Here is a 25,914-nt window from a genome sequence, read left to right on the forward strand (position 1 = left end):
AATGTAAAGCTGTCCTTTCCTGTTGCTTCCGCTTAGCGTTTTCACCGGAAGCTCACCAAGGAATGGGGACAGCAACGTGAACGGGAATTCTCGCAGACTGGCCGGAATCGGCTTGGCCGCCGCCGTCGTCACGGTCTTGGCCGGGGTGACGCCGGCGCAGGCCGCCGAGGGCTCGATCGTCGGCGCCGGTGCGGAAGGCGCCATCGCCGACAGCTACATCGTCGTGCTCAAGGACGGAACCACCGTCGACAAGCCTTCGCTGGCAAGCAAGTTCGGCGGGGCCATCGGACGGCAGTACACGCAGGGCATCAGCGGTTTCTCGGTGGCGCTGGGCGAGCGGCAGGCCAAGCGCCTCGCGGCCGACCCGGCGGTCGCCTTCGTCGAGCAGAACAAGGTGGTGCGCGCCGAGGCGACGCAGACGAATCCGCCGTCTTGGGGGCTCGACCGCATCGATCAGCGCAATCTTCCGCTGGACAACAAGTACAATTACTCGACGACCGCGTCGAATGTGAACGTCTACGTTCTCGACACCGGTATTCGCGCCAGCCACACCGATTTCGGCGGCCGGGTGAAGCAGGGCTACGATTTCGTCGACAATGACACGAACGCGGACGACGGTTACGGTCACGGCACACATGTCGCGGGCACGATCGCCGGCGCGAAATACGGTGTCGCCAAGGGTGCTTCGCTGTACCCGGTGCGGGTCCTCGGTTCCGACGGCAGCGGCACGACCGCGGGCGTGATCTCGGGCGTCAACTGGATCACCCAGAACGCCAAGAAGCCCGCCGTGGCCAACGCCAGCCTCGGTGGCGGCGCGTCGACCGCGTTGGACACCGCGGTGCGGAACTCCATCAAGGCGGGGATCACCTGGGCGGTCGCCGCGGGTAATTCGAACGTCAACGCCGCCAACACCTCGCCCGCCAGGGTGACCGAAGCGCTCACGGTCGCCGCGGCGGACCGCACCGACCGCCGCGCTTCCTTCTCCAACTACGGTTCCGTGATCGACCTGTTCGCGCCGGGCGTCTCGATCACCTCGGCCTGGAAGGACAACGACACCGCGACCTACACCGGTAACGGCACCTCGTTCGCCGCTCCGCACGTGGCCGGTGCCGCGGCGCTGTACCTGTCTTCGCACACCGGGGCCACCGCGGCCCAGGTGGCTCAGGCGCTGATCGGCGCCTCGACTCCGGGGCTGGTGACCAACCCCGGTAGCGGTAGCCCGAACCGCACGCTCTACGTCGGGTAGGTTCCCTCGGTGGTGGTGGCTCGGTCCCGGCGTTGCGCCGGGACCGAGCTTTTTCGTCCCCGTGGCCGGGGCGGGCCGAGCAGCGAACGCAAAGCCAACGGCGGCAGGGCCAGAAGTTGTTCCAGTTCGGCGAGCGCCCGGAGGGATTCCGGGCGTTCCGGTCTGCGTCTGCCGGACTGCCAATGGCTCAGCGTCGGCACACTGATGGTGACGCCGCGGAGCTCCAGGCGGTGGCGGATCCGGTCCAGCGGGAGCCCGCTGGCCGTGATCGCCGCGCGCAGGGCCGGCGGGAACGGTTCTGGATGCAGGGTGGCGCCGGGGAAGATCTGCGGGGGCGTCATGCACTGAAAGTAAGAAGCCGTATCTGGAGTGTCAACGGCGCCCGGCGGTCGTCTCAGCCGGTGAACCCTCCGAAAGTCGGATCGGCTCACCCGCTTCGTGCAGGCTGCGCAACGCGAGCCGGTACGACTCGATCAGCCCCGTCTCGTGATACGGGACGCCGATTTCCGCGCAGTATCCTTGGACGATGGGCCGGGCGCGGCGAAGGTGCGGCGACGGCATACTCGGGAACAGATGGTGCTCGATCTGGTAGTTGAGCCCGCCGAGCGCGACGTCGACCACCCTGCCGCCGCGGACGTTGCGCGACGTGAGCACCTGCTTGCGGAGGAAGTCGAGTTCGGTTTCGCCGGACAGGATCGGCATCCCCTTGTGGTTGGGCGCGAAGATCGATCCCATGTAGACACCCCACAGTGCTTTGTGGACGATGAAGAAGACGAGTGCCTTGCCGGGGGAGAGGACGACGAGCAGCGCGCTGAAGTAGAGCGCGAAATGCGCCAGCAGCAAGGCCGCTTCGATCCCGCGCCGCCGGATGCCCGGCTTCGAGACCGCGCGGATACCGGAGAAGTGCAGGTTCAGGCCTTCGAGCGTGAGCAGCGGGAAGAACAGGAAAGCCTGGTAGCGGCCGATGAACCGCGGAAGTCCCTTGCTGGCCCTCGCTTGGTCCTTCGACCACACGAGGATGTCCGGATCGACGTCGGGGTCGAGGTCCTCGTGGTTCGGGTTCGCGTGGTGACGGGTGTGCTTGTCCATCCACCAGCCGTAACTCATGCCGACACCGAGATTCCCGGCGATCCGGCCCGCGATCTCACTCGGACGGCGGGTCCGGAACACCTGACGGTGCGCGAGATCGTGCGACAGCAAGGCGATCTGGCCGAACATCACCGCCTGGAAGACGGCGATCCCCAGCTGCCACCAGGAATCCCCGATCGCGAAGAAGGCGACCCAGCCGGCGACGAAGAGGGTGGCGACCAGGCCGATGCGGAAGACGTAGTAGCCGGGACGGCGGTCGAGGAGGCCCGCTTCGCTGACGCGGCGGGACAGGCGGGCGAAATCGCTGCCTGTGCGGAGGTTTGCGGTCACCGTTGTGAGTCTGGCCGAGGGTGGGGGCTGGGTGAATGTGGTGGGCCGGTGGGTCGGTGCGGGGGTTGGCCCTACCTTGGCCCGGCGTGGGCGCCTGCGGCAGAGCTTGACCTTGACCGCGCTGGAGGTTCTACCGTCATCAGCATGACCCGCACGGAAGTACCCGGAGGAGACACGACATGACGACTCGGCAGATGTCCGACGTCGAGCTGGCCGGACAGCCGGCCGCGTATTGGACCGGTGTCGCTTACGAAGCGCTCATCGCGTTCACCCGGGCTCGGCAGGCCGAAAAGGGCTATACCCAGCCGCAGTTCTGGCTGCTGCGCAACCTGTCGGCGAACGACATCTCACCCGACGGCCGGGGAATGACTTTGGCCGAACTGCGAGAGGCGATGGTCTCCTATATTCGCCCCGAGGACGATCTGGCGGTGGAGGCCGAAGCGCTCGTGGAGCGTGGCTGGGTGACCTGGGACACCGAGAACCGGCTATGGCTCACCGAGGAGGGGGAGCAGGCTCGCGTCGATCTCGCGCGTAACGCTCCCGCTATTCGTGCCGCCCTTCATGAAGGTATCGAGGATACGGACTACGTCACGACGGTGAAGGTGCTTCAACGGCTGATCCGCAATGCGGGTGGGACGGTCTCGTAGAAGAGCTCGATGCTGAAACCCACGCGTTCAGTGGTGATCGAACGCACGTTCGAGTATGATCATGGACATGACCACTACCCTTGTTTTCAATCCGAAAGCCGCTCGCCTTCTCGATTCCGCCTACGACGAAGAAGTCTCGCTTCGTCGGACACAGGGTCGTCAGGTGCGGTTCATAGCGGAGTTCGCCGCTGCGGGTGGTTCGCGAAGATCGGTGACCGAGGAGGTCGCCCTGTGCTTCTCGGTCTCTCGCAATCAAGCCTCCCTGCTGGTCGAAACGTCCTGCTCTCTCGTGGCGCGCTTGCCGAACACGTTGGCGGCGCTGGAGAAAGGTGACATCGATCTGTACAAGGCGTCAAAGGTCAGTCAGTTGACCCGCGAAGTCTCGGACGAGATCGCCGCGCAGGTGGACGCGTTCATGGCCAACCGGCTCGCCGGGCGTGACCCCGGGGCGATCCGCAAATCGGTGAACGGCGCGGTGCAGAAGTTCGACCGGGCGGGCTACAAGGAACGGGCGGAAAAGAAACGCGCGCGACGACATCTCTCGCTGGACCACGAAGACGAGACCATGTCGACTCTCTCCGGTCTTCTGCCTTCCGAGGTGGCGAGTTCGATTTACGCGTCGATGAGCAGCGCCGCGCAGGCGCGCCGGGCACGGGACAAGTCCCGGACCCTGGATCAGCATCGCGCGGACGTGTTCGCCGAGCGGCTTCTGGCCGAGGACGGGCACGGAAAGCCTCGCGCGCACATCCATGTCTACGTCGACTTCTTGACTCTGGCGGGCGCTCGCGAGGATCCCGCGACCCTGGCCGGTTACGGGCCCATCCCCGACTGGCTCGTGCGGGAGATCGCCTCCGATCCCGGCTCGACCTGGTCGCGGCTGATCACCGACCCCGCCACCGGGCAACTCCTGGAGGCCGGTGCCGACAAGTACCGGTCACCGGCCTCGCTGGCCCGGTTGATCAAGGCGCGGGACCGGGAATGCACGCATCCCGGCTGCCACCGTCCGGCGGAGTTCTCCGAGATCGACCACATCATTCCCCGGGCGCGGAACGGCAGGACCGATCACCACAACTGCCGCGGAGCGTGCAAGATCCACAATCTCCTCAAGGAGGAACCCGGCTGGTCCGCGACGCCCACCGGCGACGGCGGCATGACCATCACCACCCCGTCCGGACGCACCTACGACGCGACACCGGAACCACTCCACGACCCACGCCCGGAGCCGGAGGACGATACCCCGCCCTTCTGAACGAGACGAACGTCCTCACACCTAGTCGAGCACGCAGACTCTCCGGCCTACGCCCCGGCAGCCGTCGCCCGCGCCGCATCAAAGGGCGCCCGGTCGAACACGATCCGCAGCTCCACGATCTTCCCCTCCCGCACGGTCACCAGCTCAGCCCCGGGCGCACTCGCCACCGGCAGCGTCGCGGTGTCGTACATCAGCAGCGCCGTCGTCTCGTCCCCGAACGCCGAAAGCAGGGTCGACCCGGTCAGGATCTCGGTGAACGGGCCCATGAACCCGCGAAACGCTTCCGCGCCGGAAAGCTGCCCGGCGGGAGTGTGGCAGACGACGTCGTCGGCGACGTAGGTCATCGCCTTCTCGAAGTCTTTCTCCAAGGCACTGCCGGTCCACGCCCGGTGGTAGGAGAGCGCGACGTCCAAAGCCGGACTGGTCATGATGGTTCCTTTCGTCGACCTTCACCCCGTCAGACACCGTCCCCACCCGAAACGGAACGGTGCGCCGCGAAAAAGGTCGTGACAGGATCGCGCCCGTGAGGAAAACGGACGACCAGGCGTTTCGCAAGCTCACCGACACCTATCGGCACGAGCTGCATCTGCACTGTTACCGGATCCTCGGCTCCCTCACCGACGCCGAGGACGCGGTTCAGGAGACGCTGCTCGCCGCCTGGCGCGGCCTCGACGACTTCGAAGGGCGCTCGTCGCTCCGCACCTGGCTGTACCGCATCGCCACCAACCGCTGCCTCAACGCCCTGCGGGACGCGGGCCGCCGCCGTCCCCCTGAACCGGTGCCCCCGTTCGACCCGCCGGAGCCCAGCCTCCGCGGCGAGATGACCTGGCTGCAGCCGTACCCGGACGAACTCCTCGAGCGCGTCGCCGACAGCGAGCCCGGCCCCGAAGCGCGCTACAGCGCGAGGGAGGCGATCGAGCTCGCCTTCGTCACCGGCCTCCAGCTCCTCCCACCGAGACAGGCCGCCGCCCTCGTCCTGCGGGACGTTCTGTGCTTCCCCGCAGGCGAGGTCGCGAGCATGCTCGGCACCACCGAAACCGCGGTCAAGGGCATCCTCCAGCGCGCCCGCGCCTCACTCGACAAGCATCGTGACGGCGCCGGGCACCGGCCGTCACCCCAGGAGCGCGAGCTGACCAGGCGGTTCGCCGATGCCTTCACCGAGGGCGATCTCGACGGCGTCCTCGGCTTGCTCACCGACGACGCGTGGCTCGCCATGCCGCCGGCGCCGCACGAGTACCACGGCCTCGACGCGATCGCCGGCTTCCTCCGCGTGACCATGGCCGTGCCGGTCCCGGAGGGCTTCACGATGACGCCGACCCGGGCGAACAACCAGCCTGCCTTCGACTGCCGGCACGGCGAGGCACCGGCCGGGTTGATGGTCCTCACCCTCGACGGCGACCGCATTCGTGCCATCACCCGGTTCCTGGCTCAGAAGTAGCTCGCCAAACGACCGCAGAGCGCCTCGATGTCCATGACCGGCGCACCCGTCCACGAGGGACCGTCCATCCACCCGATTTCAGTGGGCGTTCCCCGATGCCGCGCGAAAACGTGCTGATGGAAGTGAGCGACACTCCGTCCGGCGATGGCGGAGAACACGTGCTCCGGAGCCAGTTCCGCCCGCAGGCCGCGAGCCGCGCACCAGGCCGCCCGCGAGACCGCCGAGACCTCTTCCGAAGTCAGTTCGTCCAGTGCGGCCACGTGCCGCCGAGTCTCCACGAACAGATACCCGGGGAACTCACCCGGGCGATGTGAAACGACGAGTACGTCGTCCGCCCAGACGACCGGCCCCACGAGGGGCCCCTCGCCCCGGTGTTTGGCGCAGATCGCACAGTCCACCGGCTCACGATAACGGCGGCCGCACCCGCCCGAGGTGATCGCCGGGCGAACCGAAAAGGTGCGCCGCACCGTGCGCCCGCTTGAAGTAGCGGTGCGCCGGATGCTCCCAGGTGATCGCGATCCCGCCGTGCAGCTGGATCATCTCGCCCGCCACCGTCGCCAGCGCCTCCGAGCAGTGCACCTTCGCCACCGCGGCCAGCCTGCTCGACTCCGGAGCCGCGTAGGCCGCCGAACGCGCGGTCTCCACCAGGACGTGGAGGTCCGCCATCCGATGCTTCAACGCCTGGAATCCGCCGATCGGCCTGCCGAACTGGTGCCGCTGCTTGCTGTACTCCACCGTCAGCTCGAACGCCCGCGCCGCGGCCCCGGCCTGTTCGGCGGCGAGCACCGCGCACGCGACGTCCCGGAGCGCGCCGACGTCGACCGGTCCGATCAAGCGGGCAGGGGTGCGGTCGAAGGTCACGCGAGCGAGCCGCCGGGTCTCGTCCATCGCGGCGGTCCGTACCCGAGGGGCATCGGTGACCTCGTAGAGCGAGTCCCCCGCGAGCACCAGCAGGATCTCGGCCTCGTCGGCGTGGAGGACGTAGTGTGCCTCACCATCCACAGTGGTTTCAGAAGCAGTGGACTCAGAAGCGTCACACGCCGGGGCGTTCCATCGACCATCGGCATCCGTCCAGGCCACGGCTCCGACGACACCTTCGGCGAGGCGGGGGAGCAGGCGCTCACAAGCGTCGTCATCGCCCGTGGCGAGCAGCGCGTGCACGGCGAGCACTGCCGAACCGAGGAACGGGACGTCCGCGAGGACCCGGCCCAGCTCCTCGGCGACCACCTGCAGTTCCGCCGTCCCGGCACCGAGACCGCCGAACCGCTCGGGAACGGCCAGTGCCGCCACGCCGATCTGTTCGCACAGCCCCGGCCAGGGATCAGCCTCCCGGTCCAGCAGTTTCCGGACGCTGTCGCGCAGCGCGTCCTGTTCGGCGGTGAACGTCATGACAGCACCCGCTCCCGGTGGAACCGCGGCGTTCCCCAGGCGCCGACCAGCGCGCGGACCCTGGTCAGCCGCAGGCCGAGAGCGTGTTCGGCGGTGTAGCCGATCGCACCGTGCACCTGCAGCCCGGTCCGGGCGGCGAGGTGCGCGGCGTCGCCGCACGCCACCTTGGCCGCGGAGACGTCTCGCCTGTCCAGGGTGACGGCCGCGCCGTACAGCAGTGGTTCGGCCAGCGCGAGCCCGGTCGCGACGTCGGCGAGCAGGTGTTTGACCGCCTGGTACCCGCCGATCTCCCGCCCGTACTGCTTGCGTTGCGCGGCATACGCGACCGCCGTGTCGAGCAGCCACCGTCCGGCGCCGAGGAGGTGCGCGGCCGTGGCGAGGCAGCCCAGTTCGAACGCGCGGTCCGCGTCGAGCGCCGTGCCGAGGTCGTCCCCCGCCACCGGCGGGAACAGTCGCCGTGAACCGTCCACAGAGGACAAGAGTGCGCCGGGGGTGAACGCGCGCAGCCTGCCGTTCCCGACCGCGAGACGGGCGTCGGCGACGTCGGAGTCCAAGGCGTACGGCACGTGGGGCGCGAACGCCACCGACGCCAGCGTCTCGCCGGACGCGACCGAGGTCAGCAGCTCGTCGTCCAGCAAGGACGGCAGTACGGCCACGGTGTCGGTCCACGGGCCCGGGACGCAGTGGTAGCCGAGCCGTTCGAAGCCGACGACCAGATCGACCGGGGTGGCGCCGAGCCCGTCGTACCGTTCGGGGACCGCCAGCGCGGTCACCCCGAGGTCCGCCAGCCGTCGCCAGATCTTGAGACCGGGGCCGGGATCACCCGCCGCCCAGGACCGGTTGGCCGTGTCGGTGTCCAAACCGGACAGAAGATCGTGCAGGCTGCGGGAGAACTGCTCCTGCTCACCGGAGAGCGTGAACCTCATCGAGCCCCCTTCGGCAGGCCGAGCAGTCGTTCGGCGACGATGGACCGCTGGATCTGGTCGGTCCCGCCGTAGATCGGGCCCGCCAGCGAGAACAACCATCCGTCACTCCACCGGCCGCGCAGTTCGGCGTCCGGGCCGAGGACGTCGAGCGCGGTTTCGTGCAGGGAGACGTCGAGGTGGGACCAGAACAGCTTGTTGACACTCGATTCCGGCCCGAGCTCCGCTCCGTCCGCGAGGCGGGTGACCGTGCCGAGCGTGTACAGCTGGTAGGCCCGTGCTCCGATCCACGCGTCGGCGACCCAGTCGGCGGTATGCGCGGGGCGTCCGGCGTCGTGCCAGAGCGAGACCAGCCTGTCGGCCGCGGCGAGGAACCGGCCGGGACTGCGCAGGGACAGACCGCGTTCGTTGTTCGCCGTCGTCATCGCGACCCGCCAGCCCTCGCCCGGCGTGCCGATCACGTCCTCGTCGGGGACGAAGACGTCGTCGAAGAAGATCTCCGCGAACCCCGGCTCGCCGTCCAGCTGGGGGATCGGCCGGACGGTGACCCCCTCGGCCCGCAGATCCACCATCAGATACGTGAGGCCCTTGTGCCGCGCCGAATCCGGATCGCTGCGGAACAGGCCGAAAGCCCGGTCGGCGAACGTCGCGCGGGAACTCCACGTCTTCTGCCCGCTGACCCGCCATCCGCCGTCGCAGCGGGTCGCGGTGCTCCGGAGCGCGGCGATGTCGCTGCCCGCTTCGGGTTCCGACCAGGCCTGCGCCCAGACCTCCTCCGAGCGCGCCATCTTCGGCAGGATGCGACTCTGTTGTTCCTCGCTGCCATGGGAGAACAGGGTAGGCGCGAGCATGAAGATGCCGTTCTGGTTGACCCTCAGCGGCGCGCCGGCCGCGTAGTACTCCTCCTCGAACAGCACCCACTCCAGGAGACTCGCGTCCCGCCCGCCGTACTCGCGCGGCCAGGAGACGACCGACCATCGGGCCTCGGTCAGCTTCGCCTCCCACTCGCGGTGCTGGGCGAATCCCTCGGCGGTGTCGAATGACTTCAGTGGCTCGGCGGGGACGTTCGCGGCCAGCCAGGAGCGTGCTTCGTCGCGGAAGGCGAGGGTCCGCTCGTCCAGGTCGAGGTTCATCACGAACTCGCGTCCCGCATCGAGCGCGCGTCCTGCCCGCCCAAGGAATCGCCACCGGACACTTCGGCGTTGTGCGCGTGCGCGAAATGATGCAGGCCGAACACGGAGTCCATTCCGGACCGCAGCCCCATCAGATCCTCGGCCTGGTTGACGGCCTTCTTGGCGAGCGCGAGCCCCATTCGCGGCATCACCGCGATCTTCTCCGCCAGCGCCATCGTCTCGGTCTCGAGGTCGGCGCGGGGGACGACGCGGTTCAGCATGCCCCACTCCTTGGCCTGCTGCGCGGTGAAGCGCTCACCGGTGAACAGCACCTCCTTGGCCGCGCGCGGACCGAGGACCCAGGGATGCGCGAAGTACTCGACACCGGGAATCCCCATGCGCACCACGGGATCGGCGAAGAACGCGTCGTCGGAGGCGACGATCATGTCGCACACCCAGGCCAGCATGAGCGCGCCCGCGATGCACGCGCCCTGCACACTCGCGATGGTCGGCTTCGGGATCTCGCGCCACCGGCGGCACATGCCGAGGTAGACCTCCGACTCGCGGGCGAACCGCTGGTCACCGCCCTCGGCGCCGACGTGGTCCCACCACAGGACCGCCTTGCGCTCGAAGGAGACGTCCACGTCGCGTTCCGGGGTCCCGATGTCGTGCCCGGCGGAGAAGTGCTTGCCCGCTCCGGCCAGCACGATCACCTTGACCTCGGGATCGTCGACGGCGCGGGTGAACGCGGCGTCGAGCGCGTAGGTCATCGCCGAGTTCTGCGCGTTCCGGTACTCCGGCCGGTTCATCGTGACGACGGCCACCGGCCCGCGTCGCTCGTACTCGACGGTCATCCGTTCTCCTCCCGCAACACGCGTTTCAGCACCTTCCCCGACAGGTTGCGCGGAAGTTCCGCCACGAAGTCGACAAATCGAGGAATCTTGTAGTTGGCCAATTCGCCCTCGCAATGCGCCAGGACGTCCTCTGTGGACACTGCTGCGCCGGGGCGAAGGACGACGAACGCCTTGCCGACCTCGCCGAGCCGATGGTCCGGCACGCCGACGACGGCGGACTCCGCGACACCGTCCAGCCTGCTGAGCACCTGTTCGATCTCGGCCGGATAGACGTTGAACCCGCCGCAGACGTACATGTCCTTGATCCGGTCGACGATCTTGAGATAGCCGCGTTCGTTCAGCACGCCGACGTCGCCGGTGTGCAACCAGCCGTCCGCGTCGACGGCCTTCGCGGTCGCTTCCGGGTCGTCGAGATAGCCGAGCATCACGTTCGGCCCGCGCAGCAGGACCTCGTCGTGCTCGCCGAGCTTCACTTCGAATCCCGCCGTCGCGCGGCCGGTGTAGTTCGCCACCAGCTTCGCGTCGTCGCCGGGACGGGACATCGTCGCGACCACGGCTTCGGTGAGCCCGTACGCGGTGAGCACGGTGTCGAAGCTCAGTTCCGTCTGCATCCGCTCGACGAGCGCGACCGGCACCGTGGCGGCACCGGTGACCGCGAGCCGGAGACTGGACAGGTCGTGGCTCGCGCGTTCCGGCGCGTCCAGCAGTACTTGATGGATCGTCGGCGCGCCCGGCAGCACGGTGACGCGTTCGGTTTCGATGAGCCGCAGGGTTTCCCGGACGTCGAAGGTGCGCTGCGGCAGCATCGCCGCCCCTCGTAGCACGGCGGCGACGATGCCCGCCTTGTACCCGAAGCTGTGGAAGAACGGGTTGATCACGAGGTACCGGTCCTGCTCGGTCAGGCCACCGCAGTCCGCCCAGGCTTCGGCGACGCTCAACGTCTGCCGGTGGCTGCTCATCGCGCCCTTGCTGCGGCCAGTGGTCCCGGAGGTGAACAGGATGTCGCTGACGTCGTCGGGTTCGGCAGGGCTCACGAAGTCGCTGTCGAGGCTCGTGAGCGCGCCCCATTCCGTGACGCCGTCGACCGGTTCTTCCGTGCCTTCGACGGGGATCCGCAGGATGGTCGCGGGGCGGTCGGCGCCGAGGGCGGCCAGGCGGTCGGTGCCGAGGAACATGCCGGTGATCACGAGCGCGGAAACCCGTGCGCGGCCGAGGATGTCGAGGGTCTCGCGGGCGGTGAAGCGGGTGTTGACCGGGACGAGCGTCGCGCCGGCGTACAGCGCGCCGAGCCCGGCGACGACCCAGTGCCAGGTGTTGGGGGAGCAGATCGCGACCCGTTGGTGGCCCTCGAAGAACCGTGCCGCCTGCCGCACCCGCCGCGCGAGTTCGGCATAGGTGAGCCGGATTTCGCCGTCGACGAGTGCTTCTCGTCCGGCGAAGCGTTCCGCGGCCCTGTCGAGCGCCGCCGGGATGGTCCCTGGGGACATCGAGCCTCCCTAGCAAGTGCTTGGTAGGGTAGCCTACGCAGCAGGCTCTGGTTTGGCTAGAGGAGGCATGCGTGGCTCAGGACGGCTTTCGTGACCGTGTGCGCACCTGGCTGGCGGACAACCTGCCGCCGGACTTGCGTGGTTTGGGCGGTCCGGGGCGCGAACACGAGGCCTTCGACGAACGCGTGGAGTGGGAACGGCGGCTCGCCGCGGCGGGCTGGACCTGCGTCGGCTGGCCGGTCGAGCACGGCGGACAGGGCGCGACGCTCGAACAGCAGGTCGTCTTCCACGAGGAGTACGCGCGAGCGGACGCCCCGGCGAGGGTGAGTCACCTCGCCCAGGAACTCCTGGGCCCCACCTTGATCGCGTTCGGTACGCCGGAACAGCGGAAGCGGTTCCTGCCGCCGATCGTCGCCGTCGAGGAACTGTGGTGCCAGGGCTATTCCGAGCCCGGCGCCGGTTCCGACCTCGCCGCCGTGTCGACCACGGCGACCCTCGAAGGCGACGAGTGGGTACTGCACGGCCAGAAGGTGTGGACGTCGCTCGCGCACGTGGCCGACTGGTGTTTCGTGCTCGCCCGCACCGAGTCCGGCTCGAAACGCCACAAAGGACTGTCCTATTTGCTCGTTCCCCTGCGGCAACCCGGCGTCGAGGTGCGCCCGATCCAGCAGCTCACCGGGACCTCCGAGTTCAACGAGGTCTTCTTCGACGGCGCACGCACGGCGAAGGACCTGGTCGTCGGGGAACCCGGCGACGGCTGGCGGGTGGCCATGGGCACGCTCGCCTTCGAACGCGGGGTCGCGACACTCGGCCAGCAGGTCGGCTTCCGCCGGGAACTCGAAGAACTCACCAGGATCGCGCCGGACGATCCGATGATCGCGGAGCGGATCGATCGGGCCTGGGTCGGCCTGGAGGTCATGCGGGCACACGCGATCCGCACGCTGGGCGACTCGTCACCGGGTGTCGCGGAAGTGTCCAAACTGGTCTGGGCGAACTGGCATCGTGACCTCGGAGAGCTGGCGATGCTCGTCCGTGGCGCGCGGGGCATGGTCGCCGAGGACGGGCTCGACGCCTGGCAGCGGCTCTTCCTCTTCACCCGCGCCGACACGATCTACGGCGGCTCCAACGAAATCCAGCGCAACGTCATCGCCGAGCGCGTGCTCGGCCTGCCAAGGGAGGTGCGACCGTGATTCCGGTTCCGAAGTATCCCGAGGGGGCGAACCTTTTGCGGGACAAGGTGGTCGTGGTGACGGCCGCGGCCGGAACCGGGATCGGTTCCGCCGTGGCGAAACGAGCGCTGGAGGAAGGCGCCCGCGTCGTGATCAGCGACTGGCACGAGCGGCGGCTGGGGGAGAAGGCCGCCGAACTCGGCGACGTCCACGCGATTCCCTGTGACGTCACCCAAGAAGAACAGGTCCAGGCGCTCATCGACGGTGCTGCCGCGCACTACGGCCGTGTCGACGTGCTCGTCAACAACGCCGGGCTCGGCGGTACCAAGTCCATAGTGGACATGGCCGACGAAGAATGGGCGCGGGTCATCGACGTGACCCTCAACGGCACCTTCCGCGCGACGAGGGCTGCGGTGAAGCGGTTCATCGCGCAGGGCGACGGCGGGGTGATCGTGAACAACGCCTCGGTGATCGGCTGGCGCGCGCAGGCCGGTCAGGCGCACTACGCGGCGGCGAAGGCGGGAGTCATGGCGCTCACCCGCTGCGCGGCCGTCGACGTCGCGGAGCACAGCATCCGGGTCAACGCCGTCGCGCCGAGCCTGGCGATGCATCCGTTCCTGGCCAAGGTGACCAGCGAGGAACTGCTCACCGAGCTCACCGCGCGCGAGGTCTCGGGGAGGGCGGCGGAACCCTGGGAAGTGGCGAATGTGATGGTGTTCCTCGCCAGTGAGTACTCGTCGTACCTCACCGGCGAGGTCGTGTCCGTGAGTTCCCAGCATGCGTGAGGTATCAGTGAAAGCCACCCCAGGGTCCCGCCGCGCCGAACTGCTCGCCCTGGCGGCGAAGCTGTTCGCCGAGCGCGGTTACGTCTCCACCACCGTGCGGGACATCGCGGACGCGGCGGGAATCCTTTCGGGCAGCCTGTACCACCATTTCGACTCGAAGGAGTCGATGGCCGACGAGATCCTCACCGGATTCCTCGACGAACTCTTCGGCGCCTACGCCGAAATCGTCGCGGAGGGCCGAGGCCCGCGGGAAACACTCGAAGCCGTCGTCGTGGCGTCGTTCGAATCCATTCACCGGCGGCCCGCCGAGGTGGCTATCTACCAGTCCGAAGCGAAACACCTGATGCAGTTGCCGCGCTTCGACTACCTCACCGACCGCAACACCGAGTTCCGCAAGCTGTGGAACGCGATCCTCACCGACGGGATCGCGGCCGGAGTCTTCCGCGCCGACCTCGACGTCGAGCTCACCTACCGGTTCATCCGCGACACCGTCTGGGTGGCGGTGCGCTGGTACAACCCCGACGGGACGCTGAGCGCGGACGACGTCGCGCAGCAGTACCTCGGGATCCTCCTGGACGGCATCGCGACGAAGACAAGGAAACGCCGTGGCTGATTCGATGAGCCCTCGGAGGGAAAACGTACCTCGGGCTGAAGCATATGTTCTCGACGCGGTCCGGACACCGGTCGGCAAACGCGGGGGAGGGCTCAGCGGCGTCCACTCCGCCGACCTCGGCGCCCACGTCATCCAGGCCGTCGTCGAACGAGCGGGTGTCGACGCCGACCTGGTCGACGACGTCATCCTCGGCTGCACCGACACACTCGGGTCGCAGTCCGGGAACATCGCGCGGACGGCGTGGCTCGCGGCGGGATTCGGGCACCACGTGCCGGGTGTGACGATCGACCGGCAGTGCGGTTCGAGTCAGCAGGCCGTGCATTTCGCCGCGCAGGCGGTGCTGTCCGGGACGATGGACCTCGTCCTCGCGGGCGGCGTGCAGAACATGAGCGCCATCCCGATCAGCGCGGCGATGCTGGCCGGGCGCGAGTACGGCTTCGAGGACCCGTTCTCCGGCTCGAAGGGCTGGCAGGAGCGGTATGGCAGCGTCGAGGTTTCGCAGTTCCGCAGTGCCGACATGATCGCCGAGCACTGGGATCTGACCCGCGAGGCGATGGAGGAGTACGCCTTCCGCAGTCATCAGCGCGCGGTCGCGGCCATCGACGAAGGCCGGTTCGCCGCCGAAACAGTGCCGTTCGCCGGTGTCGGCCTGGACGAGGGGCCCAGGCGTGACACCAGCTTGGAGCGGATGGCCGGGCTGAAGCCGCTGAGCGAGGGTTCGCGGATCACCGCGGCCGTGGCCAGCCAGATTTCCGACGGTGCCAGCGCGACGCTCATCGCGTCGGAGAAGTTCGTCGAGGAACACGGCCTGACTCCGCGCGCCAGGATCCATCACCTTTCCGTGCGGGCGGCCGATCCGGTGTGGATGCTGACCGGGCCGATCCCGGCGACCGCGCACGCGCTGCGGAAGACCGGGCTGGGCATCGGCGACATCGACCTGTTCGAAGTCAACGAGGCTTTCGCGAGCGTGGTCCTGGCGTGGATCGAGGAGACGGGAGCCGATCCGGACCGCGTCAACGTCAACGGCGGCGGCATCGCGCTCGGGCACCCCATCGGCGCGACCGGGACGAAACTGTTCGCGACCCTGTTGCACGAACTCGAACGGCGCGGCGGGCGCTACGGGCTGCAGACGATGTGCGAAGGCGGCGGGACGGCGAACGTCACCATCATCGAGCGGCTTTGACGCTCCACACGGTGAGTGCCAAGGCGCTGAAAGCCGCGCCCAGCAGGCAGACCCCGGTCCAGCCCGCGAAGGCGTAGACAGCGGTGGAGGCGATGGCGCCCAGGCCGCTGCCGACCGAGTAGAAGATCATGTAGCCGCCGATCAGCCTGCTGCCGGCGTCCGGCCGGAGCGGGTAGATCAAGGTCTGGCTCGTGACGTGCACGGCCTGGACGGCGAGGTCGAGCAGGACGGCGCCCGCCACCAGGGCCCACAGTGACACGCGGGTGAAACCCAGCGGCACCCACGAAAGCAAAAGCAGTCCCAGTGCCAGCCCGGTCGTCCACTGTGCCCGTCCGCGGTCCGCGAGCCGTCCGGCGGGCGCCGCCGCCAGCGCGCCCGCCGCCCCGGCCAGCCCGAACGCGCCGATGGCGGTGTGCGACAGGCCGTCCTCGCTGAGCGGCAGGGCGACGGAACTCCACAGGGTGCCGAACGCGGCGAAGATCAGCAGTGCCAGCGTTCCGCGCGTCCGGAAGACGGGTTCGCCGGCGAAAAGCGACACCGTGGAACGCAGTAGCCGCCCGTAGCCCATCCCCGTTCCGGCGGGTGCCGACGCGGGCAGCACGCGGTACAGCACGATCGCGATCAGCACGGTCACGGCGGCGGACGCGAAGTACGCCGCCCGCCAGCCCGCGAGGTCGGCCAGCGTGCCGGAAACCGTGCGCGCCAGCAGGATCCCGAGGACGACGCCGGTCGTCACGAGGCCGACCACGCGCCCGCGTCCGGCGGGGTCGGCCAGCGACGCGGCGAACGCGACGAGGAGCTGCGTGACCACCGCGAGAACACCGATCGCCGCCATCCCGGCGAGCAGGACCACGCCGTTCGCGGCGGTCGCGGCGACCAGTTCGGCGATCGCCAGCAGCGTCAGCAGGCCGACGACGAGCCGCCGCCGGTCGAGCAGGTCACCGAGCGGGACCAGCAGGAACAGGCCCAGGCCGTAGCCGAGCTGCGTGAGCGTGACGATGCCGCCCACGGTCGACGTGGCGATCCCGAGATCGGCGCCCATGGTGACGAGCAACGGCTGGGCGAAGTAGATCGTGGCGACGGCCGTCCCGGCGGACACGGCGAACAACAGGACGACTCCGCGGTGCACGAACCCTCCAATGGTTTCAACTTGCTACCACTCGGACGGTAGAGCACTGCGGTTGTAAGATGCAACCATGGTGAAACGGACGACGTTCGACGAAGCCCCGTGCCCGGTGGCGCGTTCGGTCGACACGATCGGCGACTGGTGGTCACTCCTGATCGTGCGCGACGCCTTCGACGGCGTCCGACGCTTCGGTGAGTTTCAGCGCAGCCTGGGTGTCGCGAAGAACATCTTGTCCGCCCGGCTGCGGGCGCTGGTCGGGCACGGGGTGCTCGACGTGGTCCCGGCTTCGGACGGGAGCACCTACAGCGAGTACGTCCTCACGGCGAAAGGCCTTGATCTGTTCCCGGTGATCGTCGCGCTGCGGCAATGGGGCGAGGCGCACTTCTTCGCCGCTGATGAGCCGCGGTCGGAACTGGTGGACCGTGACGGCGGGCGTCCGCTGCGGGGGCTGGAGGTCCGTGCCGCGGACGGACGCGTCGTCGGCCCGGACGACACCGTGGTGGTGAAGGCGCACGCGTAGATCGGGGCCCTTCCAGGTGAGTCAAGCCCGGAAGGGCCCCGACCGGATGCGGGGAGCCCGGAGGGCGGTGACCGACGGAGCCCGAATCACCGTCGGTCGCCGGATCCTCCCGGCGTCCCCAGGGGGTGGCGGTGGGAGCGGAGGCCCAGCAACCCACCGCCACCCGAGGGACCGCGGCCGCCGCGCGCGGCCCCGGTCCGGTCGCGAACCCGGGTCACCCGGCGGGAACGCGAGCCCAGGGCATCTCCTCCTGTGCGGGTACGGCCGCGGTCGGGGTGTCGGACAGGAAGTCCCGCTCGAACGGGGCGAGGATGTCCTCTCCGATCGGCGCCGGCTCGCCCGAAGCACCTGAAGCGGCGGAAGCCGCGAACGACGGTTCCGCGGGAGCGGACGTAGGGAACACCGGCTCGGGCACCGGCAGCCGCCGGTCGAGTTCGGCGGTCCAGTGGATCATCGCCTTCGGCCGGTCCCAGCCCGCCGCGCCGATGAGCCTGCCGTCGCGGACGAAACCGGTGACCCCGTCGGACAGTTCGATCGTGTCCTTGCCCAGCGACGGCATCCCGACCGTCTGCAGCCGCGCGTCGTACAGCGACGACCAGGCACGGGGGAGCGGCGTGTACGGCCGCGCGTTGCCCCGGCCCAGCATCAGGCTTTCCGCCGCCGCGCGCCCGGATTCGACACCGTTCATCCAGTGCTCGACCCGTCGCGGGGTCTCGTCGATCCGAAGGTTCGGCCATTTCGCGACGTCGCCGGCGACCACGACGTCCTCCGCCCCGACGGCGAACAGGGTCGATTCGCACAGGACGCCGTCGTCGATGGTCAGCTCCGAACCGCGCAGCCAGTCCACGGCGGGCACGCTGCCGATCGAGAGCACCACGCAGCTGGCCACCAGGAACTGGTTGTTCGTCAGGTGCAGCCCGACGGTCTCCTTGGTGCTGATCCAGTTCCGCACCTCGGTGTTCATCGCCAGCTTCGCGCGGTGGTGCTGGTGTTCCTTCGTGAGCGCCGACGCGATCCGCTCCCCGAAGCGGTGCAAAGGCGCCTTCGCGTGGCCGATGAGCGTGACGTCACGGCCCATGTACCGCATCGACGCGGCGAACTCGTTCCCGATCAGGCCGCTGCCGATCACCACGACGGACTTGTTGCTGTTCCCCAAGGCCCGCCGGACGGCGAGTGAGTCCTCCACGGTGCGCAGCACACGGACCCGGGGGTCGTGGCGCGGCGAGCCGGGGAGATGCCGGGGGTAGACGCCGGTCGCGACGATCAGGCCGTCGTACCAAAGGGACTCCCCGCCGGGCAGGTGCACCGTGCGTTCCTTGGTGTCGAGCCAGGTCGCGCGGGTGCCGAGCCGCCAGTGGACGTCCAGGTCGAGGTACGGCTCCAGGCTCGCGGCCACCGGTTTCACGCCGCCGGTGATGAGTTCCTTCGACACCATCGGCCGGTGGTACGGCTTCCGCGGCTCGTCGCCGACCAGCACGATCTCGCCGTCGAAACCGAGTTCCCGCAGGCGTTCCGCGGAGCGGAGCCCGGCGACGCCCGCACCGACGATGACGATCCGATCTCCGTCACTCATCGTCGTACGCTCCTTCTCCCTTGACTCTGATGGCTTGTTTCGGGCAGAGCCGGGCGGCGGAAATGGCCTGGTCCAGCCCGTCCCGGTCGACCATCCGGCGGATGCGGAGCTTGCCGTCCGGTCCGATCTTGAACGTGGCGGGCGCCTCCATCTCGCAGAAGCCGAAGATCTCGCACCGCTCGTTGTCGACGCTGACGCGAGTGCCGCGCCGCACGCTTCCGAAGATCATTTTTCGTCTCTCCAAGTCGTTTCCGCTCTCGTCAGACCAGTTCCTCGACCAGGCCCAGCCGTTCCAGGTACCGGGTCGGCATGAACCGCAGGACGGTCAGCAACACGACGGGGATGAGCAGGGTGATCCCGCCGAACCACAGGAGGCCGAGGTGGCCGTTGGCCATGGCACCGAAGAACGCGTGCAGCGCCGTGATCGCGACCGCCGGATAGGCGAGCCGGTGGATCCACACGAAACGCCGGTAGGAACTGAACCGGCTGATGCCGCCGGTCAGCGCGACGGCGATCATCACCTCGAGCCCGACGACGCCGAGTTCGTGCCGCGCCAGCGTGCCCGGCAGGAGCGGGATCGAGATCTGCGCGAGGGTGAAGCCGTCGGGCAGGAACAGGAACGACATCGCGTGCACGACGCCGAACGACAGCGTCAGGATGCCGAGCACCATATGCGAGTTGCGCAGTGCCTTCCGCCCGGTCAGCGACTTGATCCAGCCGGTCGCGGTGAACACGCCCCAGCACAGGGTGAGGCACATGAAGCCGTACGAGATCCGGGCGGAGGTCTGCGCCATGCCCTTGATACCGGGGTCGGTGTCCGATTTCTGGGTCAGGACGATCACCACCTCGGACCACTGGTCATACATTGATCTCTCCTGGGGCACTGGGAACCAGCTCTGGTTCGGCGGCGGCCGCGCGTTTGCGGGTCCGGGTGTTCTTGCTGCGCAGGGTCCGGATGGCGAAGAACAGCCCGCCGCCGAGCACCACCGCGAGCAGCAGGCCGAGAGCCAAGTCGCCGAAACCGACGTCCATCGCGGCGTTGGCCGAGTTCGACTGCGGCACCGGCGCTTCCGGCATCAGTGACTGGTCGACCACGCCGGTGCTCTCCAGCAGGGTCATGTGCCGCAGCACCGCCTGGTTGGCCGTGGTGGCGTAGTCGCGGACGACGTCGTTGCGGGTACCGGCCCTGACCTGGGCGATGATGGGGAACAGCACCCCGTGGGCGTACCGGAGCCGGTTGGCGAAGATCCGGTCGAACTCGGTGTCGTCGCGGGCGGCCTTCATCTCGCCGAGCCACGCGGACTGCTGGTCCGACGGCTCGGACGGCAGGGGGATGCCGAACCGGTCGGCGATGGAATGCGTCGCGGTGTCGAGCCTGCCGTGGTCGATCATCAGGGTCCGGCCGACTTCGCGGGTCCGCTTGCTCTTCCCGCGTTCCTGCGCCCACATCCCGGCGGGCATTTCCCACAATCCGGCTAGTTTGACGTTGACGATCAGGTTCTTGTCCGCCGCGGAGAGTTCTTGGGCGTGCGCGTCGTCGGCGGGGCCGAGCAGTGTCACCGCGGCCATCGTCAGCAAAACGATCAGCAGGCGGGAAAACGCAGGGGGGGTGTCAGATGCCGAGGTCATCGGCCTGCCAGGTCTCTGCGGTGAGCAGCACCTTCGTCCCGTCCGGCTTGACCGGGAACCACGCGTCGTCGACGCCCTGCCCGCCGGTGTTGCCGGGCATCGCGTCCTTCGCGTTGCGGTAGAGCGGCCAGCCCGCGAGCGTGACCTGCTCGGTGCCGTCGTCCCTGGTCACGGTGCCGACCAGCGCGCGATCGATACCGGTCACCACGAGGTCGCCGCCTGCTTTCGCGGGAATCCAGGTCCGCGAGCAGGTTTCGGCGCAATTCGACTTGGGCGGATCGACCGTGTCCTTGTCGTAGCGGTAAAGCGTGAAGCCTCCTGTGTCGGTGACGATCGGTCCGAGGTCGAACAGGATCGCCGCGGTGACACCGGGGGCGACGTCGGCCGCGGGGTCGGGCATTCCGGGGATTTCCGCCGCGCCGGCGGCGGGGGCCGCGCCCGGAGAGCCGTTCGGTCCCGCGGTACCGGTGGTGCAGGCCGCGGTCAGCGCGACCACGGCCAAGGTGAGAGTCAGAGGTATGACCGAGCGTGACACGGGGTTCACGGAAATCCTCCTGTCGGGGCCAGAGGAGTGCGCAGTCGCCGCGGGGCGACGGTGCGCAGGCAGGTTTAAGTACACTGTGGACGGTCAAGATCCACAGTGGATTCGGCGGTGCGGGGGACAGCGCCGGGTCGGGGGGTCTTCGGTAGGGGATACGGTCACGAGTCGGGAACGGTTCAAAAAACTTTCACCTGGGACAGAACCGGGCGGGAACGGTTTTGGTACTGGACTTATCGCCCCTGATCCCACAAAGATGTGCCGCGTGGGACGCCACTCTCGGATACTGCAGCCAATGGTCGATCATGAACCCGCTTCGAACGGGCATGACGACCTCATCAGGGCGTTGTACCAGGAGTTCGGATCGAGCCTGATGGCGTTCGTGCTGAAGTTGACCGGCCACGATCGCCAGTGGGCCGAGGACGTGGTCCAGGAGACGCTCATCAAGGCGTGGCGCAACGCCGGCAAACTCGACCGGCAGCCGGAAATGCTGCGCGCCTGGCTCTTCACCGTGGCCAGGCGCATCGTCATCGACGGCTGGCGGAGCCGGAGCGCCCGCCCTCAAGAGGTGGAGGAACTCGAGTCGGATTCGATCGGAGTGCCGGACGAATCGGAGAAGACGCTCGCGGCCATGATCGTTTACGAGGCCCTGCGCAATCTTTCCCCGGAACAACGTGAAGCCGTCCAGCAGACCTACCTGCGTGACCGCACCGTGAACGAGGTCGCGGCGACGCTCGGGGTTCCGCCGGGTACGGTGAAATCGCGGATCCACCACGCTGTGCGCGCGCTGCGCAGGGCGTTGCAGGAGCGGGGGTGAGCGAGGTGTCCGGAGCGCCGCACACGGATATCGCCGCCTACGTCCTGGGCGTTCTCGGCGAGGAGGATCACGCCAGGTTCGAGGCGCACCTGCTGGAGTGCCCCGAGTGTCAGGTCGAGCTGGTGGAGATGTACCACCTGCCCGACATCCTGGACATGGTCAAGAAGAGCTGGCCGGATCCGCCCGTGAAGGGCCCCGGGCCGCGGGTGCTGCGGATGCTGCTCGCGGACGCCGCCAAGGCGGGCCGCCGTCGCAAGGTCATCCGGCTCGCGACGGCCGCCGCCGTACTCGTGCTCATCGTCGGCGGCCCGCTCACCGTTCTTTCGCTCACCGACCGTGAGCCGGTCATCACGCAGGCCGCGCCCACCGTCGTCACGTCGGTGGTGCCGTTGTCGCCGACCAGGGAGCCCGGCCCGGACGGCGGCGCCGCCCCGTTCGGCTGGTCCGAGGCGGGCAACGCGGTCGCCGCCGAGGTCACGGTCCAGGAGAAGGAGTGGGGCAGCGCGGTCGAGCTCGAACTGCGCGGCCTCACCGGCCCGATGACCTGTCAGCTCTTCGCCTACTCCCACGGTGGAGAGGCCTACGTCGTCAACAACTGGAGCGTGCCGTCCAAGGGCTACGGCGTCCCCGGTTCCCCGGACCCCCTCGTCATCACCGGTTCGACGGCGCTGCAGAAGGCCGACATCGAACGCTTCGAGGTCCACAAGCAGGACGGCACCGTACTGGCCATCGTGCGCCGGTAAAGTTTATAACGGAAAGATAACGGCGGGGTCGCGTTTTGAACCGGCTCTCGGCTGGAACCGTATCTCTCAGTAGCCGGATCTCCCTCGGCGGGCGAACAGAAGGTTCGCCGCGAATTCGGTAATCGGCGTATTCGACAAATGCGTGACTCATGACTGGGTGCGAGTGATTTTCCGCGTGCCCGGAAACGAATGAGGTGAGCAAGTCAATGGCACGAAATCAAGGGCGCCATCGTATCGCCCGCAGGACCAAGATCGCGACCGCGTTGCTGGGCCTGTCGATCGCGGTCGGTGGACTGGTGGTGTCCACCACGACCGGCGACTCCGACAAGGCCTCCGCGGACGAGGTGGACAAGTCGCAGTTCGTGGACATCACCAAGGTGCAGCCGAACGTCGACAAACCGCAACAGGGCCGGAACGCGTCCACGGGCTCGTTCACCGTCGACTGTGGCAAGAACGAGAACGGGCATTTCAATCCCGACAACTTCATCGCGCAGCCGGGTATCCGCAATGGCGCGCAGCACCTGCACGACTACGTCGGAAACCTTTCCACCAACGCGGATTCGAACAACGACAGCCTGCTGGGCGCCGGTACCACCTGCCGCAACGGTGACGAATCGGCGTACTTCTGGCCGGTGGTGCGGATCGACACCGAAGAGGAAGGCGAGCGGCAGCAGAACGGCCAGAACCAGAACAACCAGCAGGGTGACAAGCAGAACCAGGGCGGCCGGGACCAGCAGCGTCAGGGCGACCGCAACTCCGGTGGTGGCGGCCAGCCGCAAGGCGACCGCGATCAGAACGGTGACCGGAACCGTCAGCAGAACCAGGGCGACGACCGGCAAGGCCGCGACCAGAACAACCAGAATCAGAACAACCAGAATCAGAACCAGAACAACGACAACCAGGGCAACCAGGGCAACCAGAACAACAATCAGGACCAGGCCGAACTGGACGCGCCGAACGCGGACAACGAGCTCGCGGGCAACGACGGTGAGATCCAGCGTCCCGCGGTCGTCGACATCACCTTCAAGGGCAACGCCCAGGAGAAGGTGAAGGAGATGCCGAAGTTCCTCCGTATCCTTTACGGTGACGCGAAGGTCACCACGAACGGGCCCGCCAACGCGCGGGAAAGCTGGACCTGCACCGGCTTCGAGGATCGCGTCATCAAGCAGTACCCGATCTGCCCCGAGGGCAGTGACGTCAAGCGGGTGCACACGTTCCCGAGCTGTCTCGACGGCAACAACATCGACAGCGAGAACCACCGGGACCACATCAAGTATCCCGACGAGAACGGCGAGTGTGCGAACGGCCTGACCGCCGTCCCGGAGCTCACCATCTCGCTGACCTACAAGATCCCCCGGGAGATCCAGGTCAACGGACAGTACAAAGTGGACTCTTTCCCGGAGGAGGACCACAACCCCTTCTCCGACCATGACGATTTCGCGAACGTGATGTCGAACCAGATCATGGATCGCCTCGTCGACTGCGTCAACGAGGGCCGCAAGTGCCGCGAATGACTCGATGAGTCCACAATGTACTCAATAATTGTAGGACTTTGTTGTGCCCCAACGGTTTCCACTTAAATAGTGATCCAGGTCACCATGGCAATCGTCGCCGTTCGGGGTTATCGTTCACCTCACAACTCCATCAGAGATTTCCGAGAATCGGCGAACAGGAGGAAAAAACTCCGGCCCGGCGGGTCCCCCCTACACCTCACCCACCCGCCGGGCCGGCCCTACTCGGAAACCGATCGACACAACTGAAGAACGCTCCGCAAGCATTCACCCGCCCTGCCGGCGGCTTCCCGAGGGAAGCTCGCCGGCGGGGTTTTTCGGTAGGTTGGCGGTATGGGTGAGCAAAAGGACCGCATGCTGCGCGGCGAGCTGTACCGGGACAACGACCCCGAACTGGTCGTGGACCGCAGGCGTGCGCAGGCGCTCGTCGACCGTTTCAACGGGACAGGCGCCGAGGAGACCGGTGAGCGGGACACGATTCTGCGGGAACTGCTGGGAAAACTCGGTGAGAGCTCCTGGATCATGCCGCGGTTCCAGTGCGACTACGGCTATCTGATCGAGATCGGCGCCAACAGTTTCCTCAACTACGACGCCATCCTGCTCGACTGCGCCCCGATCAAGATCGGCTCGGACTGCTCGATCGGGCCGCGCTGCCAGCTGCTGACGGCGCTGCATCCGATGGAGGACCACGAGCTGCGGCGGCAGCGCTGGGAGTCGGCCGCGCCGATCACCATCGGGAACAACGTCTGGTTCGGCGGTGGCGTCATCGTCTGTGCCGGGGTCACCGTCGGGGACGACACCGTGGTGGGCGCGGGCAGCGTCGTCACGCGGGACCTGCCGTCGAAGGTGTTCGCGGCGGGGAACCCGGCGCGGGTCATCCGGGAGCTCTGAGGCTCACTTGCCGGAAGGCGTGATCCGGGTGCGCCGGATGTGCTCGAAGACCATGGAAGTGCGCACGTCGGCCACCTCGGGGCGTTCGGTCAGCTTGTCGATCACGAAGGCGTAGAGGCTGTCGTTGTCGGGGACGGCCACGTGCAGGATGAAGTCCTCGGTCCCGGTGGTCACGTAGAGGCCGACGATGTCGGGCAGCGCGTTGACGAAGTTCCGGAAGTTCTCGATGTTCCGTCGCGAGGGCGGGCGCACCCGCACCGCGATGAGCGCCTGCACCCCGCGGCCGATCGACGGCAGATCCACGTCCAGCAGCGCCCCGCGGATCACGCCGCGTTCACGCAGGCCGCGGGTGCGGTCCAGTGCGGTGGTCGGCGAAACGCCCACCGCGGCGGCCACTTCGCGGTTGGTCTTCCGTGCGTCCGACTGCAGTTGCGCCAGGATCGCCTGATCAAGTTCGTCCAGTCGTGCCATTTCGGCCCTCTCGCCGTATTAAGTACGGACACGATGGACTGTACTCGTATGTCCTCCTAGGTTGGCGTTGTTCATCCGTTGATGTGAGCAGGAGACCAGCTGAATGTCCGAGTACGGTACGGCCATCGGGTTCGCCCCCGGCGAGATCGATCCCACCGCGTCCACCCGCTCCGCCAGGTTGAAGTGGGTCATCGTGGTCAACAGCGAGCTGCCGCCCGGGCGCGCGGTCAACGCGGCGGTCTGCACCGCCGTCGCCACCACGAAGGCCGTGACCGGCCTCCTGGGCGAAGAAGCGGTCGACGCCGGCGGCGAGCACTACACCGGCCTGCCGTGGGTCGGCTGCTCGGTGCTGTCGGCCGACGCCGAGAAGCTGCGGGCCATCCGCGCCAAGGCCGCGGCCTCACCGGGGTGCCACGTCGCGGACATGCCTGCGGTCGCCCAGCAGATCCGGGTCTACGCCGACTTCCTCGCGACGATGAAGGAGATCCCGACCGAAGAGATGGACTTCTGCGCGATCGGCATCGTCGGGCCGCGCAACCGGATCGACAAACTGGTCGGCAAGCTGCCCCTGATGGCGTGAC

The 25,914-nt window shown here is 68.0% G+C and carries 30 protein-coding genes; 14 read left to right on the top strand and 16 right to left on the bottom strand.

What is annotated here, in order from left to right; translation table 11 throughout:
• The first annotated feature begins 112 nt into the window (after positions 1-112).
• A complete protein-coding gene (locus tag ACLJRM_RS00205; RefSeq protein WP_410662426.1) occupies positions 113-1,246 on the top strand; it encodes a S8 family peptidase in 1,134 nt (377 codons plus the stop codon).
• Here ACLJRM_RS00205 and ACLJRM_RS00210 read toward each other — a convergent pair.
• A complete protein-coding gene (locus tag ACLJRM_RS00210; RefSeq protein WP_101606520.1) occupies positions 1,234-1,587 on the bottom strand; it encodes a transcriptional regulator in 354 nt (117 codons plus the stop codon). The two genes, ACLJRM_RS00205 and ACLJRM_RS00210, sit on opposite strands and share 13 nt — an antisense overlap.
• 31 nt (positions 1,588-1,618) lie before the next feature.
• Positions 1,619-2,665: a fatty acid desaturase family protein gene (locus ACLJRM_RS00215; protein WP_101606521.1), complete on the bottom strand. Its 1,047-nt coding sequence runs from the start codon at positions 2,663-2,665 to the stop codon at positions 1,619-1,621.
• A 179-nt stretch (positions 2,666-2,844) separates the two neighbouring features.
• Here ACLJRM_RS00215 and ACLJRM_RS00220 point away from each other — a divergent pair, with 179 nt between their 5' ends.
• Together ACLJRM_RS00220 and ACLJRM_RS00225 are read left to right on the top strand one after the other, a co-directional pair.
• Positions 2,845-3,312, top strand: coding sequence for a MarR family transcriptional regulator (locus ACLJRM_RS00220; RefSeq protein WP_410661864.1), 468 nt, complete (start codon positions 2,845-2,847; stop codon positions 3,310-3,312).
• Between the two features lie 67 nt (positions 3,313-3,379).
• Positions 3,380-4,561, top strand: a complete 1,182-nt coding sequence (locus ACLJRM_RS00225; protein ID WP_410661865.1) for a DUF222 domain-containing protein — start codon at positions 3,380-3,382, stop codon at positions 4,559-4,561.
• Positions 4,562-4,608: 47 nt separating this feature from the next.
• Here the strand turns inward: ACLJRM_RS00225 and ACLJRM_RS00230 are convergent, their stop codons facing one another.
• Positions 4,609-4,989: a nuclear transport factor 2 family protein gene (locus tag ACLJRM_RS00230; RefSeq protein WP_101606523.1), complete on the bottom strand. Its 381-nt coding sequence runs from the start codon at positions 4,987-4,989 to the stop codon at positions 4,609-4,611.
• 59 nt (positions 4,990-5,048) lie between these two features.
• Between ACLJRM_RS00230 and ACLJRM_RS00235 the strand changes: the two genes are divergently transcribed.
• Entirely contained in the window at positions 5,049-5,999 is a 951-nt protein-coding gene (locus ACLJRM_RS00235; RefSeq protein WP_369862480.1) for an RNA polymerase subunit sigma-70, read from the top strand.
• Here the strand turns inward: ACLJRM_RS00235 and ACLJRM_RS00240 are convergent.
• Genes ACLJRM_RS00240 through ACLJRM_RS00265 form a run of 6 tightly spaced genes read right to left on the bottom strand, consistent with a single transcriptional unit; the run spans position 5,990 to position 11,764 of the window.
• Complete coding sequence (locus ACLJRM_RS00240; protein WP_101606525.1) at positions 5,990-6,397, bottom strand: HIT family protein; 408 nt, start codon at positions 6,395-6,397, stop codon at positions 5,990-5,992. The genes ACLJRM_RS00235 and ACLJRM_RS00240 overlap by 10 nt on opposite strands.
• Before the next feature lie 4 nt (positions 6,398-6,401).
• Positions 6,402-7,388 (bottom strand): acyl-CoA dehydrogenase family protein, encoded by a 987-nt coding sequence (locus tag ACLJRM_RS00245; RefSeq protein WP_410661866.1) that lies wholly within the window; start codon positions 7,386-7,388, stop codon positions 6,402-6,404.
• Positions 7,385-8,314 carry an acyl-CoA dehydrogenase family protein gene (locus tag ACLJRM_RS00250; RefSeq protein ID WP_410661867.1) on the bottom strand — a complete coding sequence of 310 codons (930 nt, stop codon included), beginning with the start codon at positions 8,312-8,314 and terminating at the stop codon, positions 7,385-7,387. The genes ACLJRM_RS00245 and ACLJRM_RS00250 overlap by 4 nt, the downstream gene beginning before the upstream one ends.
• Positions 8,311-9,444 carry an acyl-CoA dehydrogenase family protein gene (locus ACLJRM_RS00255; RefSeq protein WP_410661868.1) on the bottom strand — a complete coding sequence of 378 codons (1,134 nt, stop codon included), beginning with the start codon at positions 9,442-9,444 and terminating at the stop codon, positions 8,311-8,313. Before ACLJRM_RS00255 ends, ACLJRM_RS00250 begins: the two co-directional genes overlap by 4 nt.
• Positions 9,444-10,277, bottom strand: a complete 834-nt coding sequence (locus tag ACLJRM_RS00260) for an enoyl-CoA hydratase (RefSeq protein ID WP_034317229.1) — start codon at positions 10,275-10,277, stop codon at positions 9,444-9,446. Before ACLJRM_RS00260 ends, ACLJRM_RS00255 begins: the two co-directional genes overlap by 1 nt.
• The gene (locus tag ACLJRM_RS00265) at positions 10,274-11,764 is read right to left on the bottom strand and encodes a FadD3 family acyl-CoA ligase (RefSeq protein WP_410661869.1); all 1,491 of its coding nucleotides are present in this window, start codon (positions 11,762-11,764) and stop codon (positions 10,274-10,276) included. The genes ACLJRM_RS00260 and ACLJRM_RS00265 overlap by 4 nt, the downstream gene beginning before the upstream one ends.
• Positions 11,765-11,835: 71 nt before the next feature.
• Between ACLJRM_RS00265 and ACLJRM_RS00270 the strand changes: the two genes are divergently transcribed.
• Genes ACLJRM_RS00270 through ACLJRM_RS00285 form a run of 4 tightly spaced genes read left to right on the top strand, consistent with a single transcriptional unit; the run spans position 11,836 to position 15,514 of the window.
• On the top strand, positions 11,836-12,954 hold the full coding sequence (locus ACLJRM_RS00270; protein WP_101606531.1) for an acyl-CoA dehydrogenase family protein: 1,119 nt from the start codon (positions 11,836-11,838) through the stop codon (positions 12,952-12,954).
• The gene (locus ACLJRM_RS00275) at positions 12,951-13,718 is read left to right on the top strand and encodes an SDR family oxidoreductase (RefSeq protein WP_410661870.1); all 768 of its coding nucleotides are present in this window, start codon (positions 12,951-12,953) and stop codon (positions 13,716-13,718) included. Before ACLJRM_RS00270 ends, ACLJRM_RS00275 begins: the two co-directional genes overlap by 4 nt.
• The gene (locus ACLJRM_RS00280) at positions 13,711-14,331 is read left to right on the top strand and encodes a TetR/AcrR family transcriptional regulator (protein ID WP_168214270.1); all 621 of its coding nucleotides are present in this window, start codon (positions 13,711-13,713) and stop codon (positions 14,329-14,331) included. Before ACLJRM_RS00275 ends, ACLJRM_RS00280 begins: the two co-directional genes overlap by 8 nt.
• A 4-nt stretch (positions 14,332-14,335) precedes the next feature.
• Positions 14,336-15,514, top strand: coding sequence for an acetyl-CoA C-acetyltransferase (locus ACLJRM_RS00285; protein ID WP_101613054.1), 1,179 nt, complete (start codon positions 14,336-14,338; stop codon positions 15,512-15,514).
• Here the strand turns inward: ACLJRM_RS00285 and ACLJRM_RS00290 are convergent.
• Positions 15,498-16,643, bottom strand: a complete 1,146-nt coding sequence (locus ACLJRM_RS00290) for an MFS transporter (protein ID WP_410661871.1) — start codon at positions 16,641-16,643, stop codon at positions 15,498-15,500. The genes ACLJRM_RS00285 and ACLJRM_RS00290 overlap by 17 nt on opposite strands.
• A gap of 67 nt (positions 16,644-16,710) precedes the next feature.
• On the opposite strand from ACLJRM_RS00290, the gene ACLJRM_RS00295 reads away from it, so the two are divergent.
• Positions 16,711-17,160 carry a winged helix-turn-helix transcriptional regulator gene (locus ACLJRM_RS00295; protein ID WP_410661872.1) on the top strand — a complete coding sequence of 150 codons (450 nt, stop codon included), beginning with the start codon at positions 16,711-16,713 and terminating at the stop codon, positions 17,158-17,160.
• A gap of 214 nt (positions 17,161-17,374) precedes the next feature.
• Here the strand turns inward: ACLJRM_RS00295 and ACLJRM_RS00300 are convergent, their stop codons facing one another.
• From ACLJRM_RS00300 to ACLJRM_RS00320, 5 genes are read right to left on the bottom strand one after another with little or no spacing between them, the layout of a single operon-like run.
• The gene (locus ACLJRM_RS00300; RefSeq protein WP_410602119.1) at positions 17,375-18,733 is read right to left on the bottom strand and encodes an NAD(P)/FAD-dependent oxidoreductase; all 1,359 of its coding nucleotides are present in this window, start codon (positions 18,731-18,733) and stop codon (positions 17,375-17,377) included.
• The gene (locus ACLJRM_RS00305; protein WP_005164337.1) at positions 18,726-18,962 is read right to left on the bottom strand and encodes a ferredoxin; all 237 of its coding nucleotides are present in this window, start codon (positions 18,960-18,962) and stop codon (positions 18,726-18,728) included. Before ACLJRM_RS00305 ends, ACLJRM_RS00300 begins: the two co-directional genes overlap by 8 nt.
• 31 nt (positions 18,963-18,993) lie before the next feature.
• Complete coding sequence (locus tag ACLJRM_RS00310; RefSeq protein WP_101606537.1) at positions 18,994-19,599, bottom strand: ferric reductase-like transmembrane domain-containing protein; 606 nt, start codon at positions 19,597-19,599, stop codon at positions 18,994-18,996.
• On the bottom strand, positions 19,592-20,302 hold the full coding sequence (locus ACLJRM_RS00315) for a DUF4142 domain-containing protein (RefSeq protein ID WP_236781096.1): 711 nt from the start codon (positions 20,300-20,302) through the stop codon (positions 19,592-19,594). The genes ACLJRM_RS00310 and ACLJRM_RS00315 overlap by 8 nt, the downstream gene beginning before the upstream one ends.
• A gap of 43 nt (positions 20,303-20,345) precedes the next feature.
• The gene (locus ACLJRM_RS00320; RefSeq protein ID WP_101606539.1) at positions 20,346-20,906 is read right to left on the bottom strand and encodes a hypothetical protein; all 561 of its coding nucleotides are present in this window, start codon (positions 20,904-20,906) and stop codon (positions 20,346-20,348) included.
• Between the two features lie 289 nt (positions 20,907-21,195).
• Between ACLJRM_RS00320 and ACLJRM_RS00325 the strand changes: the two genes are divergently transcribed.
• From ACLJRM_RS00325 to ACLJRM_RS00340, 4 genes are all read left to right on the top strand, one after another.
• Positions 21,196-21,717 carry a sigma-70 family RNA polymerase sigma factor gene (locus ACLJRM_RS00325; protein WP_233224236.1) on the top strand — a complete coding sequence of 174 codons (522 nt, stop codon included), beginning with the start codon at positions 21,196-21,198 and terminating at the stop codon, positions 21,715-21,717.
• Entirely contained in the window at positions 21,714-22,460 is a 747-nt protein-coding gene (locus ACLJRM_RS00330) for an anti-sigma factor family protein (RefSeq protein WP_101606541.1), read from the top strand. The genes ACLJRM_RS00325 and ACLJRM_RS00330 overlap by 4 nt, the downstream gene beginning before the upstream one ends.
• 206 nt (positions 22,461-22,666) lie before the next feature.
• Complete coding sequence (locus tag ACLJRM_RS00335) at positions 22,667-23,974, top strand: DUF1996 domain-containing protein (RefSeq protein WP_410661873.1); 1,308 nt, start codon at positions 22,667-22,669, stop codon at positions 23,972-23,974.
• 330 nt (positions 23,975-24,304) lie between these two features.
• Complete coding sequence (locus tag ACLJRM_RS00340; protein ID WP_101606543.1) at positions 24,305-24,862, top strand: sugar O-acetyltransferase; 558 nt, start codon at positions 24,305-24,307, stop codon at positions 24,860-24,862.
• Positions 24,863-24,865: 3 nt separating this feature from the next.
• Here ACLJRM_RS00340 and ACLJRM_RS00345 read toward each other — a convergent pair whose 3' ends face one another.
• The gene (locus ACLJRM_RS00345) at positions 24,866-25,333 is read right to left on the bottom strand and encodes an Lrp/AsnC family transcriptional regulator (RefSeq protein WP_101606544.1); all 468 of its coding nucleotides are present in this window, start codon (positions 25,331-25,333) and stop codon (positions 24,866-24,868) included.
• Positions 25,334-25,436: 103 nt separating this feature from the next.
• On the opposite strand from ACLJRM_RS00345, the gene ACLJRM_RS00350 reads away from it, so the two are divergent.
• A complete protein-coding gene (locus ACLJRM_RS00350; RefSeq protein ID WP_410661874.1) occupies positions 25,437-25,913 on the top strand; it encodes a DUF2000 domain-containing protein in 477 nt (158 codons plus the stop codon).
• Position 25,914 lies beyond the last annotated feature (1 nt).

It is taken from the genome of Amycolatopsis sp. lyj-84 (assembly GCF_046549075.1).
GTDB lineage: Bacteria > Actinomycetota > Actinomycetes > Mycobacteriales > Pseudonocardiaceae > Amycolatopsis.

Coding starts and splice junctions, on each gene's coding strand:
- ACLJRM_RS00325 (WP_233224236.1), top strand. CDS start 21,196: ATGGTCGATCATGAACCCGCTTCGAACGGGCATGACGACCTCATCAGG.
- ACLJRM_RS00280 (WP_168214270.1), top strand. CDS start 13,711: ATGCGTGAGGTATCAGTGAAAGCCACCCCAGGGTCCCGCCGCGCCGAA.
- ACLJRM_RS00250 (WP_410661867.1), bottom strand. CDS start 8,314: ATGAGGTTCACGCTCTCCGGTGAGCAGGAGCAGTTCTCCCGCAGCCTG.
- ACLJRM_RS00220 (WP_410661864.1), top strand. CDS start 2,845: ATGACGACTCGGCAGATGTCCGACGTCGAGCTGGCCGGACAGCCGGCC.
- ACLJRM_RS00245 (WP_410661866.1), bottom strand. CDS start 7,388: ATGACGTTCACCGCCGAACAGGACGCGCTGCGCGACAGCGTCCGGAAA.
- ACLJRM_RS00315 (WP_236781096.1), bottom strand. CDS start 20,302: ATGGCCGCGGTGACACTGCTCGGCCCCGCCGACGACGCGCACGCCCAA.
- ACLJRM_RS00265 (WP_410661869.1), bottom strand. CDS start 11,764: ATGTCCCCAGGGACCATCCCGGCGGCGCTCGACAGGGCCGCGGAACGC.
- ACLJRM_RS00350 (WP_410661874.1), top strand. CDS start 25,437: ATGTCCGAGTACGGTACGGCCATCGGGTTCGCCCCCGGCGAGATCGAT.
- ACLJRM_RS00230 (WP_101606523.1), bottom strand. CDS start 4,989: ATGACCAGTCCGGCTTTGGACGTCGCGCTCTCCTACCACCGGGCGTGG.
- ACLJRM_RS00260 (WP_034317229.1), bottom strand. CDS start 10,277: ATGACCGTCGAGTACGAGCGACGCGGGCCGGTGGCCGTCGTCACGATG.
- ACLJRM_RS00225 (WP_410661865.1), top strand. CDS start 3,380: ATGACCACTACCCTTGTTTTCAATCCGAAAGCCGCTCGCCTTCTCGAT.
- ACLJRM_RS00295 (WP_410661872.1), top strand. CDS start 16,711: ATGGTGAAACGGACGACGTTCGACGAAGCCCCGTGCCCGGTGGCGCGT.
- ACLJRM_RS00310 (WP_101606537.1), bottom strand. CDS start 19,599: ATGTATGACCAGTGGTCCGAGGTGGTGATCGTCCTGACCCAGAAATCG.
- ACLJRM_RS00300 (WP_410602119.1), bottom strand. CDS start 18,733: ATGAGTGACGGAGATCGGATCGTCATCGTCGGTGCGGGCGTCGCCGGG.
- ACLJRM_RS00345 (WP_101606544.1), bottom strand. CDS start 25,333: ATGGCACGACTGGACGAACTTGATCAGGCGATCCTGGCGCAACTGCAG.
- ACLJRM_RS00335 (WP_410661873.1), top strand. CDS start 22,667: ATGGCACGAAATCAAGGGCGCCATCGTATCGCCCGCAGGACCAAGATC.
- ACLJRM_RS00255 (WP_410661868.1), bottom strand. CDS start 9,444: ATGAACCTCGACCTGGACGAGCGGACCCTCGCCTTCCGCGACGAAGCA.
- ACLJRM_RS00305 (WP_005164337.1), bottom strand. CDS start 18,962: ATGATCTTCGGAAGCGTGCGGCGCGGCACTCGCGTCAGCGTCGACAAC.
- ACLJRM_RS00285 (WP_101613054.1), top strand. CDS start 14,336: ATGAGCCCTCGGAGGGAAAACGTACCTCGGGCTGAAGCATATGTTCTC.
- ACLJRM_RS00340 (WP_101606543.1), top strand. CDS start 24,305: ATGGGTGAGCAAAAGGACCGCATGCTGCGCGGCGAGCTGTACCGGGAC.
- ACLJRM_RS00210 (WP_101606520.1), bottom strand. CDS start 1,587: ATGACGCCCCCGCAGATCTTCCCCGGCGCCACCCTGCATCCAGAACCG.